Origin of the sequence: Bacillus sp. RE35, from assembly GCF_052146655.1 — a bacterium.
Taxonomy (GTDB): Bacteria; Bacillota; Bacilli; order Bacillales; family Bacillaceae_G; genus Bacillus_A; species Bacillus_A cereus.
The window spans coordinates 3,922,031-3,936,079 of sequence record NZ_CP197377.1 but is presented as its reverse complement, the minus strand read 5'-3'; the positions used below and the strand labels follow the sequence as shown (position 1 = coordinate 3,936,079).

Below are 14,049 nucleotides of genomic sequence, written 5' to 3'. Positions count from 1 at the left end.
CGTAGTGAATTTAGACCATAAGTATGAAAAAGGAATGAAAAAAATTAAAGGGTGAGAAAAATGAAAGAACCAAAGATTGGTTTAGCACTTGGGTCTGGAGGAGCGAAAGGGTTTGCTCATATTGGTGTAATAAAGGTTTTAAGGGAAGCGGGTATCCCTATTCACATGATTGCAGGAAGTAGTATGGGGGCGCTAATAGGTACGTTTTATGCGGCAAGTAGTAACGTTGAAAGATTGTATAAATTAGCATCTGTTTTTAAGCGGAAGTATTATTTAGATTTCACGGTACCGAAAATGGGATTTATTGCTGGAAAACGTGTCAAAGATATGATTAAAATGTTTACATATAATAAAAATTTAGAAGAGTTAGATATCCCGACGGCTGTTGTGGCTACTGACATATTGAAGGGGGAAAAAGTGGTTTTTACAAGTGGGCCAGTTGCAGATGCGGTGAGGGCTAGCATATCTGTTCCTGGAGTGTTTGTACCAGAAAAAATAGATGGAAGATTATTAGTGGATGGTGGGGTCATTGATCGCATCCCAGTATCGGTTGTGAAAGAGTTAGGGGCCGATATTGTTATCGCTGTTGATGTATCTCCAATTAAGGTAAATGGTGATGTTACGTCCATTTATGACGTAATCATGCAAAGTATTGAAATTATGCAGCATGAGCTTGTAATGAATCGGCAAATTGCATCGGATTTAATGATGCGACCAGCTGTAGAGCAATTTAGTTCACGTGCTTTTACAAACATTGAAGACATTATTCGAGTTGGAGAAGTAGAAGCAGAAAAACATATTTCAAATATTTATTTATTAATTGAGCAGTGGAAGGAGAAACATAATGTTTAAGCGTTTTCGGTTTATATATGCAATCTTAATAGGGGTTATATTGGCGATGTTACTTGTTTACGTACGTTTACCGTATTATATAACAAAACCAGGAATGGCTGCCAAATTAGAGCCTTATGTTCAAGTTGAGGGTGGAACGAAAGAATCTGGTGATTTTATGCTTGTTACGGTTTCAATGGGACCAGCAAATGTGGTGAATTTAATAGCGGCACAGTTTAATAAATATACACATATTTCGAAAGCGGAAGAAATATTGCAAAAAGGTGAGAGTGATGAAGAATATCAATTTCGCCAAAATTATGCGATGAAAGATTCACAAAATGCAGCGATTTATAATGCATATAAACGTGCAAATCGCTCAGTATCTTTTGAAAATAAAGGTGTATTAGTTGCTGGTGTGGCAAAAGGAATGCCGTCAGAAGGAAAGCTTAAGCTTGGTGATGTTATTATAGCTGTTGACGGAAAAACATTTGAAAAGACGGAGCAATTTATTGAATATATGACAGGGAAAAAAGAAAATGATGCTGTAAGTATTGAGTACATGAGAAATGGAAAACAATTGAAAGAGAATTTAAATGTAAAGACGATTCCTAATGGGAATGGACGTGTCGGTATAGGTGTTTCTATCGTTACGGAAAGAGAACTAGTGGTCGATCCGAAAGTGAAAATTAATTCTAATGAAATTGGTGGACCATCCGCAGGTTTAATGTTCACATTAGAAATATATAATCAACTTGTGGAAGAAGACTTAACGAAAGGACATGAAATAGCTGGAACAGGTACAATTAATGAAAAAGGAGAAGTGGGCCCGATTGGTGGTATAAATCAAAAAGTGGTGGCTGCTAGCGATGCTGGGGCTGAAGTGTTCTTTGCGCCAAATGAAAAAGGTGCGGAGAAATCGAACTATAAAGATGCACTTGAGACTGCAAAGGATATTAAAACAAAAATGAAAATTGTACCAGTGGATACGCTGGATGATGCGTTAACATATTTAGAAAAGATGGATAAGGAAAAAACCTCTCTGAAATAGAGAGGTTTTTTATAGGAATTTTGTAGTTGTTTCATCATAGCGAATAGGATGGTGTGTTATATCCTGTTTTAATAGTTGTGTGCGTAACGGTTCGTGCATGATGGAGAAATATACAGAGTTTGCTTTTTTCTCTATATCTAAAGCGGCATGGTCGAATGTTTTTGTATGAGTAAGGATTGGAAGTTCGATTTTTTTCTTATTTTTTGAAAGGTAAGTTTGTCCTTTTTGTGACATGCCTAGCAGGCGAATATATGGTGCGTGTTGTTCTATATTTGCGCTACGTATATCCTCTTTTGTTGTGTTTGTTAAAATGTGTGTACAAGCTCTTTGTAATCTAGTCCATGTATAACGTTTTGTTTTTAATGCTTCCATGAATGAATAGAAGGAGGAACTGTTTTGTATTTTTGATAAAATACGATGCTCTAAACCTTCTTCTATTTCATATATATGTCGTAAGTCCCCTGAAGACATCGTCATGAGTCTATATTTAAAAAATGAAAAGTATTGTTCCCAATTATGTAATATCCCGTAGTTTTGTTTGTAATTTGCTAAAAGCGAAGTGGTTGCCTGTGGGAGAAAAGGTTCAATTGTTGTAAATGATCCTTCTTCGCTAAAGAGTTGTTTTCGGATGCTTGTCGCGCTTGCAATATGTTGGTCATTAAATGTTTCATCATGATAATGAGAGGCAAATCTTTTTATAGTTTGAGCTTGTATAGAGCTATTTTGTGACAGAATTGCTTTCATATATTGGAAGCCTAAAATATTATTTGGTTGTGACATATCTATGTTTTTTTCAGATGTTAAAATGTGTGAGAAAGCATCCGATGTTGCTTTTGCATAACTATTACCAGCGTCCATGAATTGTTTTACAAGGCAGTTAAAAGTCTCTTCTTCGTTTTTTTGTATGGAGATGGTATTATAAAAATTTTCGATTTGTCCATCCTCACTACCGAAACAAATTTCGGAAACACGTAGGGCATTTAAAATGGAAATAGCACCATTTGAGAAGGTTTCAGCCTTTTGTGTTGCAAAGACGTATGGAAGCTCTACAACAAGGTCTACGCCGTTTGCTAAGGCCATTTTAGTGCGATACCATTTGGAAATGAGTGCGGGCTCACCACGCTGTAAAAAAGGACCACTCATAACGGCAATTATTATATCGGATTGTGTTAACTTTTTTGTCTGTTGCACATGATAAAGATGACCGTTATGAAAAGGGTTATATTCAACAACAATACCACCAGCTTTTATGGTAATCTCTCCTTTCGATGTAGCATCTTTTTGAAAAACGTGATACTCTATATATTATTTACTATGATGACTTCATTATAGTGTAAAGAAAAAACATTGACAAATATAAAATGGCTAGCTATAATTTTGTTTGTTGCCTTGAGGTGATATGATATGAAATGGTCCATCCATCAATTGAATAAATTGAGAAATAAAGGATTGACATTGGATGAGATGGTAGATGTAAGTGAGCTAAAAGAGGTCGAGAAAGATATTCGTGAAATTAATCCTGTTCATGTAACGGGAAGAGTTGATTTTGGCTCCGGTAAGTTTACGTTTCATCTACATATAACTGGAAGCATGGTTTTACCATGTTCTCGCTCTTTAGTAGATGTGACATTACCATTTGACATTAAAACAACTGAGGTGTTCCAAACTTCACAAGAAGAATTTGAAACTGAAGCTGAAATTCATTCTTTAGAAGGAGAAGTACTTGACTTACTGCCCGTAATCAAGGAAAATATACTTTTGGAGATTCCAATGCAAATTTTCAGTGATGATGTTTCTGGTGGAGCACCGACGCAAGGTCAAGACTGGCAAGTGATTTCGGAAGAAGACAAAGAAAAGACTGTTGATCCAAGATTGGCAGGACTTGCAAAGTTTTTTGACAAATAATCGGAAGACTGGTTCAGGCCTTCATATGAAAATAACTATTTCTTTTAAGGAGGTGGGAAGAATGGCTGTACCTTTTAGAAGAACTTCTAAAACAGTAAAAAGAAAGCGTCGTACGCATTTCAAATTATCAGTACCTGGTATGGTAGAGTGCCCAAGCTGTGGTGAAGCGAAATTAGCTCACCGTGTATGTAAAGCATGCGGTACTTACAAAGGTAAAGAAGTAATCAGCAAGTAATTGCGGGAAAATAAACGCAGAAGATATCTTCTGCGTTTATTTTTTTTTGTCTTAATCTTTAGTTGTTGTATTCTATCTTTTCTAGTAACTGCATATGCTTAATAAAAAATGCATAGGGAGGACTAGAGAGATGGCGACAACAAGACAAGATGCTTGGACTGATGATGAAGATTTGCTTCTGGCAGAAGTAGTACTCCGGCATATTCGAGAAGGTGGAACACAACTTTCTGCCTTTAAGGAAGTGGGAAAAAATTTATCTCGTACACCAGCAGCATGTGGGTTTAGATGGAATTCTTACGTAAGAAAGCAATATAAAGAACGTATTGAGGAAGCAAAGCAACTTCGTAAAGTAGAACATTATGAAGTGAAAGAGACAAAGGTGTTAGAACCTACGTCAATTACGTTGAATGATGTTATTGATTTCTTGCAAAATTATAAAGATGAAAACTCTTTAACGGTGTTGCAACAACAAGTTGAATCATTACAAACAGAAAGAGAGCGCCTTCTGGAGCGATTATCAGTATATGAAGAAGAGTATAGAACATTACTTGATTATATCGATCAAAAAAGAAGTGTAATGGTAGCGGAAAGAAACAATGCTCGCTCGAATGAGAAGTTAGAGAAGCTTAAGAAATAAAAAACAGCTGTTATACAGCTGTTTTTTTATTTTTTAAGCCGATTCTTCGTTTGTAACCGCATTCAAATTTGTTTCTGGATGCCAAATATAAAAATCACCATCAGTTACTGATACGGGGTTGAAATTTAATTTATCCCAAAAACCAGCTGAATGAATACGTGCTATTGTTTTAATAGGAAATTGCATTTGTTTCGCATGATTTACAAGCATTTGCCCGAATCCTTGTTTTTGAAAAGTTGGTAATACTTCAAGTTTATAAAGTTCTAGGTAAGGACCTGTAATTTCGAATGGTTCTCCGCCGTTTCTTTTCATATATAGACTCATACGTGCGATTAGTGATCCACCATAATAAATGCCATAAAATGGAGATTCACTGTCGTTTTCAATAATGTTTGCTTGCAATTCTTCCAGCATAGATAGTTCCTGGGCTCCGCACCCTTTAAATTTTTTGAATTCATCTAACGTTTTATAATTGATGAGCAAGCGCTCAACTTTTGGGAATCCCATTACATCACATCCTTTTGTTATCTTGTTGAATGCAGAAAAGTAAAAATATTTACAATAATATTATAACTCATTTTTTTATTTTTATGAAGAAGATAGTATATTTCTTTTATTATTTTTTTGAGGATTTGCTAAACTAAGAGTATAAGTGTATTAATAGGCAGTATTATACATAGCGAAAAAAGAGAGTGTATTTGTTTGACAGAGGACAACGAAATTATAGGGCGTGCTCATGTACTTTAAAAAGATATAAAAAGGAGGGGAGGCAAGGGCGCTTAATGTGAATCCCTTGTGTGAAAATGAAAATTGGAGTTGTCGGACCAGGTGCTATTGGTCTATTGTATACATTTTATTTACAAAAAAGTAACCAAGATGTTACGTTGTTTACAAGAACGGCTAAGCAGGCTGAAGAGTTGAATGAAACAGGTGTAACTTGTATTAGAGATGGAAGATGTGAAACAGTATATCCATCTGTTTTACCGATAGAAAGTATGGTAGCACAAAATTTAGATTATATATTTATTTCTGTGAAGCAATATCATATAGATGACGTACTACCGTTTGTGGAAGGGGCATCATCATTAATCTTTTTGCAAAACGGAATGTCGCATCTTCAAAAGATGCTGAAAATAGGGAGTGAAAATATAGCTGTTGGTATTGTAGAACATGGTGCGAAAAAAGAGGGAGGGCATATCGTTCATCATACTGGGATAGGGGTAACAAAATTTGGAGTGGTTTGTGGTCAATCTATACATTTCAAGAAAATATTCCGTTATTTTCCTGTTACTTATTTTCCAGTTCAAATAGAAACGGATTGGGAAGAGATTATGCACAAAAAATTAGTAGTAAATGTATGTATCAATCCATTGACAGCACTATTGGGAGTTAAGAATGGTGAATTAATCACGAATCGTTTTTTTTATCAAATGATGGAGCAAGTGTTTCAGGAGGTCGCATTTCTTATTAGAGGAGAAAAAGAAATGGTATGGCAAATGGTACGAAATGTGTGTGAAGGAACGTCTCGTAATACATCCTCTATGTTAGCGGATGTAAGAGCGAATAGACAGACGGAAATTAATGCGATTGTTGGATATGTATTAGAAGAAGCTAAGAAACAGCAACTACCAGTTCCGACACTTCAATTTTTGTTCGATGCAATAAAAGGGTTAGAAACAAGAGTATAAGTGTTATTCTTTGCTTTTACGTGAAACATTGACTACAATGTGGATTGGTGAGAGAACTGGATACGAAAGGAAGAATTATATGGAGATAAAAGAAATCTCTGTTCCGCAACAAGGTGTTGTAGCGGACTATATGAACGGTAAAAAAGAGATACAGTCATGTTTTGATTATATGTTAACAGAAGATGCTTTTAAACAACGTTTACATGATTTGCGTGAAAGGGAGTTTTTCCGCCAAGATTTAGTAGCGCATTTATTAGAATATAATACAAAATTACAAGCGGGAGAATCTACACTTCAAAATGTAAAAGCGCTTGGAGATGAAAATACATATGTTGTTATAGCTGGACAACAAGCAGGGTTATTAACTGGACCGCTTTATACAATTCATAAAGTTATTTCAATTTTACAGCTTGCAAAGGAAAAGGAAGAAAGTTTAGGAGTTAAAGTTGTCCCTGTCTTCTGGATTGCGGGTGAAGACCATGATATGGATGAGATTAACCATACTTTTGTAGCGAAAAATAAAAAGATGAAAAAAACTATTTTTTATGACCGTAATCCGAAAAAGGCGAGTGCTTCTGAGTCTGAACTTTCTGTTGAAGATTGTAGAAATTGGATTGAAGAGATTTTTAAAACATACCCAGAAACAAATTTTACAAAGGATGTATTAAAATTTGTTGATGATGCTTTGAAAAAATCGAATACGTATGTAGATTTCTTTGCTCATCTTATTACGAAAATCTTTGCTAATTCTGGTTTAATCCTTGTTGATTCACATCATCCTGAATTAAGAAAGTTAGAAATTCCATTTTTCAAGCGAATTATAAGTAAGTATAAAGAGGTACAAGAGGGGCTTCGTAATCAGCAAGAAGTAATTAAAGAACTAGGATACAAACCGATTATTGAAACGAAGTCTCATGCAGTGCATATATTCATGGAAATAGATAATGAACGAGTATTGCTTGAAGATCAACAAGGTAAGTTTGTTGGAAAGGATGGGGCGCATTCCTTTTCATACGAAGAGTTGATTGAAGAGATGGAGAGAAATCCGGCGCGTTTTAGTAATAATGTTGTAACACGTCCTCTTATGCAAGAGTATGTATTTCCTACGCTCGCATTTATTGGAGGTCCAGGAGAATTAGCTTATTGGAGTGAATTACAACAAGTATTCCATACTGTCGGTTTTCAAATGCCACCTGTCGTTCCTCGTCTTACAATTACTTATGTGGAGAGAGATATAGCGACGGATTTATTTGATTTGCAATTGAGAGAAAGTGATCCGTTTTTAAATGATGTCGATAAATTGCGTGAAAACTGGTTGTCTAATCAAATAGAGGAACCGATTGATGATCATTTTGAAAAGGCGAAAAAAGAAATTGCCGATATTCATACATCTTTACAGCAATTTGTAAAGAAAATAGAGCCAGGGTTAGGTGCGTTTGCAGGGAAAAACGAATTGAAAATTAATGAACAAATTGAACTGCTGGAAAGAATGTTGAAAAGAAATGTTGAGAAAAAGTATGAGGTTCAGCTAAATAAATTCCGCCGTATACAATTCGCACTTCGTCCATTAGGTGCACCGCAAGAACGTGTGTGGAATGTATGTTATTATTTAAATCAGTTTGGTTTGGATTTCGTTGATCGTGTAATGGAAAACCCTTTTTCTTGGGACGGAAAACATCATGTTATAAAACTATAAAATCTTGCTCTTTGGAGCAGGATTTTATTTTTATTCCGTTGAATTTACTGTGAAGTGATTTTTTTCTGAATTATCAATCAAAAAGTGTTAAATATGGCAATTGTGTTGGATACTTAAATATATGACAAAATAGCACAAAATGTAAACGTATTATTCGCTTTTTCGACAGTTTTTTATTTAAATTCCCGCAAAAGATGATAAAATTTAGTATATAATAAAAGAAAATAGCGATTTGTATAGTATGTTGCCTTTGTTGGTAAGTTAAATGAGTCGTTCTTTCGTATTATTTCATTCTCTAAGCGTGAAATATGTGTTTAGAGGAAGGGATACATTCAACATAATTAATTGGAAAAAGAGTAGGTGCAACAATGTTTAAACACGTAACAGTGCTTTTAAAGGAAACAGTAGACGGCTTAGATATAAAGCCAGATGGTACATATGTAGATTGTACACTGGGGGGAGGAGGACATAGTTCTTATTTATTATCCCAATTAACTGAAGGTGGAAAATTAATAGCGTTTGATCAAGATGAGATAGCGATTCAAAACGCGAAAGAAAAGTTCTCTTCATACGGTGAACAGTTTATAACAGTAAAGAGTAACTTCCGTTATTTAGCTGAAAAACTGCAGGAAATAGGTATAACAGAAGTAGACGGTATTTTATTTGATTTAGGTGTTTCATCCCCACAATTAGATACACCAGAACGAGGCTTTAGTTATCATCATGATGCACCGCTAGATATGCGGATGGATCAAGATGCCCCATTAACAGCGTACGATGTTGTAAATAGCTGGTCATATGAACAACTTGTAAGGATTTTCTTCCAATACGGTGAAGAGAAATTTTCAAAACAAATTGCAAGAAAAATTGAAGCTTATCGTGAGAATAAAGCTATTGAAACGACAGGAGAATTAGTAGAGCTAATTAAAGAAGGTATTCCGGCTCCTGCTCGTAGAACGGGTGGGCATCCTGCTAAGCGAGTGTTTCAGGCAATTCGTATAGCTGTAAACGATGAATTAAAAGTATTTGAAGAAGCATTGGAATCTGCTATTGAGATGGTTAAGCCAGGTGGAAGGGTTAGTGTTATAACATTCCATTCATTAGAAGATCGTATTTGTAAAACAACGTTTAAGCGAAATAGTACAACGCCACAATTGCCGCCAGGATTACCGATTATTCCTGATGAATTTAAGCCGAAATTAAAGCTTATTACAAGAAAACCGATTTTACCTTCTGATATAGAGCTAGAAGAAAATAATCGTGCGCGTTCTGCGAAGTTGAGAATCGCTGAAAAACGATAAAAGGGAGAGAGAGGTATGACTAATTTAGCTGTAAAGTACAAACAACAAGCGCAAGAAGAGGTGCAAATTCAAACGCCCCCACAGCAGATGGCTAAGCCGAAGGTTAAAGCGAAAATTACAAGAATCGAAAAACTGTTGTATGTAGCGTTTATTGGCTTTTTATTGTATGCCTGTGTCGCGTTTATTGGAAATAAAGCAGGCCTTTATCAAGTTAATGTAGAAGCAGCGACGATAGAAGAAAAAATTGTACAGCAGCAAAAAGAAAATCAAGAATTACAAGCTGAAGTAGAGAAGTTAAGTCGCTATGAACGAATCGCTGAAGTTGCAAAAAAACATGGGCTAGAAATTAATGCGAATAATGTGAAAGGCCTCAAATAAGGCAATAGGTGTGAAGGAACGATGAAGAAGAATATGACTAAATTTCATACCAATAAGGGAGCAGGTTATTTTATGATATTTTTCCTCCTGCTCTTTTTGCTGTTATTAGCCCGATTTTTTTACATACAATCAACAGGAACCGTTCATAATCAGGATTTAGATGCACTTGCTAAACAAAAGCATAGTAAAAAAGGAGTTCTTGAAGCGAACCGAGGAACCATTTATGATCAAAACGGTCATGTGTTAGCGCAAGACGCAAACTCTTACAAAATGGTAGCTGCACTAAAAGGTGCTAACTCAGTTGAGAATAAAGAAGATACTGCAAAGAAAATTGCAGGAGTACTTGGAAAAGGCGAAGAGGATATTTTAGCTTCTTTAAACAAGGAAGGTAGAAGTCAAGTCGAATTTGGAACGTTAGGCAAGGATTTGACGAAAGAAAAGAAGGAACAAATAGAAGCGTTGAAGTTGCCGGGAATATCTTTTATTACAGAAAATGCAAGGGTGTATCCAAACGGTGATTTTGCATCTTACGTTATAGGTCATGCAAAACCAAATGAGAATGGAACCTCGGTAGGTCAATTTGGCATAGAGAAAAGCTTGGATAAATACTTAAGTGCTTCGAATGGAGAAGTAGCATATACAGGTGATCGTAAAGGTGTGTCCCTTGATGGGGGAAAAGTTAATGTAAAGGCACCTAAAAATGGAGATAATGCTTATTTAACAATTGATCAACGTGTCCAAAGTTATTTAGAAGACGCGATGAAAGCAGCAAGTAAGCAATATGAGCCAGAAAGTTTAATAGGGATTGTTGCAGATCCGAAAACTGGGAAAATATTAGCGATGTCTACTAAACCTAGTTATGACCCTAATGATCGCCAAATTAAATATTTCTTCAATGACGCGATTGCCAATGCATTTGAACCTGGATCAACAATGAAAATTTTTACGTTAGCGGCAGCTATTAATGAAGGTGTGTACAAAGGACAAGATTATTATCAATCCGGGACATATCAAGTCGGAAATAGGAAAATAAAAGATCATAATGGCGGTGCTGGTTGGGGCTCTATCACGTTTGATGAAGGGGTAGAGCGTTCTTCAAACGTAGCGTTTGCAATTTTAGGAGATCAAAAACTTGGTCCAGAACGTTTCCGAAAATATATTCATAGTTTTGGATTAGATGAAAAAACGAACATTGATTTATCAGGTGAAGGATCGAATACAATTTTATTTGATCAGCAAATACAACAAGTGACAACAGCTTTTGGACAAGGTTCCACTGTAACACCAATTCAGCTTGTACAAGCTGCAACGGCCATTGCAAATGATGGGAAAATGATGAAACCTTATGCAATTGATAAAATTGTAGATCCGATAACAGACAAAGTAAAATTAGAACATAAGCCAGAAGAAGTAGGAAAACCTGTTACAAAGGAAACAGCAGCGCAAGTAAGACAGTTATTAGAACGTGTTGTTACATCTCCGAAAGGTACAGGGACAGCTTATAAAATTGATGGATATTCAGTTGGTGGTAAAACAGGTACAGCGCAAATTCCGGATGGAAAAGGCGGCTATATGACAGGAAGACAGAATTATATATTCTCATTCTTAGGTATGGCACCAATGGACGATCCACAACTTGTCGTGTATGTAGCTGTTAAACAGCCGAAATTAAAAGATGATGAGAACGGCGCACAACCTTTAGCTGATATTTTTAAATATGTAACAAAAAATAGTTTAGAGTATTTAAAGATTAAGCCAAATGAAGTGAAAGATCCGAAAAAACATCTGAAAGAACAACAAACTACTGTTCCAGATGTAACTGGTAAAACGATGGCTGAAGCGGGGAAAGCGATTGATAAAGCAAAACTTCGTCCAATCGTACTAGGTGAAGGGAAAGTACAGCAACAAGTACCAAAAGCGACTGAACAAACATTAAAAGGCGACCGAGTCTTCTTGGTAGGAGATAAGCCTACAATGCCAAATATACAAGGATGGGCACTGCGTGATGTTATGAATTTAGCGAAGACATTACAGCTTAACTTGAAACCTTCTGGTACAGGATACGTAACAGAACAAAGTGTGGCGGAAGGAACATTATTACAACCTGGTACAGAATTAGGTGTCACACTCGTACCGCCACTCGAACCACAGCAAGAAGCAGAAAAGCCGTAATGGTAAAAGAGAATAAGTTCTAATTAAATAAGTACAAGCATATATTGGAACAAGCTAGGCGTAAGGGAGGCTTGTTCCGATATGCGTGTATCAAATGTAACAGTTAGAAAACGACTTATTTTTATACTTATATCAGGTATACTTATTTTCACTATTATCGATATTCGTCTTGGATATGTGCAATTTTTTCTTGGGAATATGTTAACGGATCGTGCGAAAGATTCATGGAGTCGTAATATTACTTTTGAACCCGAACGTGGGAAAATTTTAGACCGAAATGGTGTGGAACTTGCCACGAATAAAAGTGCTCCAACTGTCTTTGTTGTACCGAGGCAAATTGAAAAACCAGCAGAGACTGCAGAGAAGTTAGCTGCAGTATTAGGTGTGGAAAAAGATGAGATTTATAAAAGGATTACAAAAAAAGAATCGATTGTAAGGTTAGATAAAGGCGGAAGGAAAATATCACATGACAAAGCGAAAGAAGTACGAGGATTAAGTTTGAAGGGCGTGTATATCGCAGAGGATTCTATCCGGTACTATCCATTTGGAAACTTTTTATCACATGTATTAGGTTTTGCAGGTAGCGATAACCAAGGTCTTATGGGACTAGAAAAATATTATGATAAAGAGCTAAATGGGGACAAAGGTCATGTGCGTTTTTTTGCAGATGCGAAAGGACAAAGGATGCCTAATGTTGGTGATGATTTCAAAAAGCCAGAAGCTGGTTTAAATTTAGGATTAACAATCGATGCGCGTATTACAAGGATTATGGAAAGAGAAATGAATATTGCGGAGTCAACTTATAATCCTGACGGTATGATTGCGATTGCAATGAATCCTAAAAATGGTGAAATTTTAGGTATGTCTAGTCGACCGAGTTTTGACCCAGCGGATTTTCAAAGTGTCTCTCCAGAAGTGTATAACAGAAATCTACCTGTATGGAGTACGTATGAGCCTGGTTCAACATTTAAGATCATTACATTAGCTGCAGCATTGAATGAAAATTTAGTAGACTTAGAGAAGGATACGTTTTATGATGATGGAGCAGCTGAAGTAGGTGGAGCTAGATTGAAATGCTGGAAAGCAGGAGGTCATGGCAGTCAAACGTTTTTAGAAGTCGTTCAAAACTCATGTAACCCGGGATTTATTGAACTTGGTGATCGCCTTGGTAAAGACCGATTATTTAAATACATTCGTAATTTTGGTTTTGGGCAGAAGACTGGAATTGACTTGCAAGGTGAAGGCAGTGGGATTTTATTTAATTTAGATAAAGTTGGTCCAGTAGAGCAAGCAACAACTTCATTCGGCCAAGGGGTTTCTGTTACACCGATTCAACAAGTAGCAGCTGTAGCGGCGGCTGTAAATGGTGGAACATTGTATCAGCCGTATATAGCTAAGGAGTTTATTGATCCGAAAAATAATCAAGTTGTTAGTAAAAAGACACCTGTTGAGAAAAGAAAAGTTATTTCCAAGGAAACTTCAGAAAAAGTTCGTTATGCATTAGAGAATGTTGTAGCGAAAGGTTCTGGTAAAGGTGCTTATATTGATGGATATCGTGTAGGTGGAAAAACGGGTACTGCTCAAAAGGTGAAAGATGGTAAATATTTAGAGAATAATTATATAGTATCTTTTATCGGATTTGCTCCAGCGGATGATCCAGAGATTGTTGTGTATGTTGCTGTTGATAATCCAAAAGGGGTTACACAGTTTGGTGGAGTGGTAGCAGCTCCGATTGTCGGGAATATCCTTCGAGATGCGCTTCCTGTTATGGGAGTGAAACCGAGAAAAGAACAAGTTGAGAAAGAATATAAATGGGGCGATACACCAACTGTGGAAGTTCCGAATTTAATTGGAATGAAAAAGAAAGACTTACAAACACAACTCGTCGATTTGAAGCTTGATATAAGTGGAGATGGAGAGAAAGTAATTAAACAATCACCAGAAGCGGGAGCTAAAGTAAAAGAAGGCTCAAAAATTAGAATTTACTTCGGGAATTAAAGGTAACATAGTACGTTTTATGGTACAATTGGTGGAAGTGAGTTCTTTATAGAACAGTTACTTAATTTGAGACAGTAAGTGTCTCATTCATAAATAGGTCAGTAGCACTTACCTCCTTATATAGGAGGTAATGTGTTGCTTACTGAAAAAAGATAAA

The 14,049-nt window shown here is 36.1% G+C and carries 13 protein-coding genes; 11 read left to right on the top strand and 2 right to left on the bottom strand.

Annotated features, from left to right (window positions below):
• Window positions 1-60 precede the first annotated feature (60 nt).
• On the top strand, window positions 61-852 hold the full coding sequence (locus ACTL4X_RS19890) for a patatin-like phospholipase family protein (protein WP_000662588.1): 792 nt from the start codon (window positions 61-63) through the stop codon (window positions 850-852).
• A complete protein-coding gene (locus ACTL4X_RS19885) occupies window positions 845-1,882 on the top strand; it encodes a SepM family pheromone-processing serine protease (protein ID WP_000476281.1) in 1,038 nt (345 codons plus the stop codon). The genes ACTL4X_RS19890 and ACTL4X_RS19885 overlap by 8 nt, the downstream gene beginning before the upstream one ends.
• Before the next feature lie 9 nt (window positions 1,883-1,891).
• Here the strand turns inward: ACTL4X_RS19885 and ACTL4X_RS19880 are convergent, their stop codons facing one another.
• On the bottom strand, window positions 1,892-3,073 hold the full coding sequence (locus ACTL4X_RS19880) for a nucleotidyltransferase (RefSeq protein ID WP_256941546.1): 1,182 nt from the start codon (window positions 3,071-3,073) through the stop codon (window positions 1,892-1,894).
• 213 nt (window positions 3,074-3,286) lie between these two features.
• Between ACTL4X_RS19880 and ACTL4X_RS19875 the strand changes: the two genes are divergently transcribed.
• The 3 genes from ACTL4X_RS19875 (at window position 3,287) to ACTL4X_RS19865 (ending at window position 4,659) form a co-directional block, all read left to right on the top strand.
• Window positions 3,287-3,787, top strand: a complete 501-nt coding sequence (locus ACTL4X_RS19875) for a YceD family protein (protein WP_000872149.1) — start codon at window positions 3,287-3,289, stop codon at window positions 3,785-3,787.
• A 61-nt stretch (window positions 3,788-3,848) separates the two neighbouring features.
• Window positions 3,849-4,022 carry a 50S ribosomal protein L32 gene (rpmF, locus tag ACTL4X_RS19870; RefSeq protein ID WP_001984764.1) on the top strand — a complete coding sequence of 58 codons (174 nt, stop codon included), beginning with the start codon at window positions 3,849-3,851 and terminating at the stop codon, window positions 4,020-4,022.
• A 130-nt stretch (window positions 4,023-4,152) separates the two neighbouring features.
• Window positions 4,153-4,659 carry an RsfA family transcriptional regulator gene (locus ACTL4X_RS19865; RefSeq protein WP_000246467.1) on the top strand — a complete coding sequence of 169 codons (507 nt, stop codon included), beginning with the start codon at window positions 4,153-4,155 and terminating at the stop codon, window positions 4,657-4,659.
• A gap of 33 nt (window positions 4,660-4,692) precedes the next feature.
• Here ACTL4X_RS19865 and ACTL4X_RS19860 read toward each other — a convergent pair whose 3' ends face one another.
• Window positions 4,693-5,166: an N-acetyltransferase gene (locus tag ACTL4X_RS19860; RefSeq protein ID WP_000506694.1), complete on the bottom strand. Its 474-nt coding sequence runs from the start codon at window positions 5,164-5,166 to the stop codon at window positions 4,693-4,695.
• A 296-nt stretch (window positions 5,167-5,462) separates the two neighbouring features.
• Between ACTL4X_RS19860 and panE the strand changes: the two genes are divergently transcribed.
• From panE to ACTL4X_RS19830, 6 genes are all read left to right on the top strand, one after another.
• The gene (panE, locus tag ACTL4X_RS19855) at window positions 5,463-6,347 is read left to right on the top strand and encodes a 2-dehydropantoate 2-reductase (RefSeq protein WP_142244312.1); all 885 of its coding nucleotides are present in this window, start codon (window positions 5,463-5,465) and stop codon (window positions 6,345-6,347) included.
• Window positions 6,348-6,426: 79 nt separating this feature from the next.
• Window positions 6,427-8,043 carry a bacillithiol biosynthesis cysteine-adding enzyme BshC gene (gene bshC / locus ACTL4X_RS19850; RefSeq protein WP_016125157.1) on the top strand — a complete coding sequence of 539 codons (1,617 nt, stop codon included), beginning with the start codon at window positions 6,427-6,429 and terminating at the stop codon, window positions 8,041-8,043.
• Window positions 8,044-8,411: 368 nt separating this feature from the next.
• Window positions 8,412-9,344, top strand: coding sequence for a 16S rRNA (cytosine(1402)-N(4))-methyltransferase RsmH (rsmH, locus tag ACTL4X_RS19845; RefSeq protein ID WP_000472508.1), 933 nt, complete (start codon window positions 8,412-8,414; stop codon window positions 9,342-9,344).
• A gap of 15 nt (window positions 9,345-9,359) precedes the next feature.
• Window positions 9,360-9,722 carry a cell division protein FtsL gene (gene ftsL / locus ACTL4X_RS19840; protein ID WP_000182804.1) on the top strand — a complete coding sequence of 121 codons (363 nt, stop codon included), beginning with the start codon at window positions 9,360-9,362 and terminating at the stop codon, window positions 9,720-9,722.
• 21 nt (window positions 9,723-9,743) lie between these two features.
• Window positions 9,744-11,894 (top strand): penicillin-binding protein, encoded by a 2,151-nt coding sequence (locus ACTL4X_RS19835; protein WP_000739960.1) that lies wholly within the window; start codon window positions 9,744-9,746, stop codon window positions 11,892-11,894.
• 81 nt (window positions 11,895-11,975) lie between these two features.
• Window positions 11,976-13,892, top strand: a complete 1,917-nt coding sequence (locus ACTL4X_RS19830) for a stage V sporulation protein D (RefSeq protein ID WP_001266234.1) — start codon at window positions 11,976-11,978, stop codon at window positions 13,890-13,892.
• Window positions 13,893-14,049: the final 157 nt, after the last annotated feature.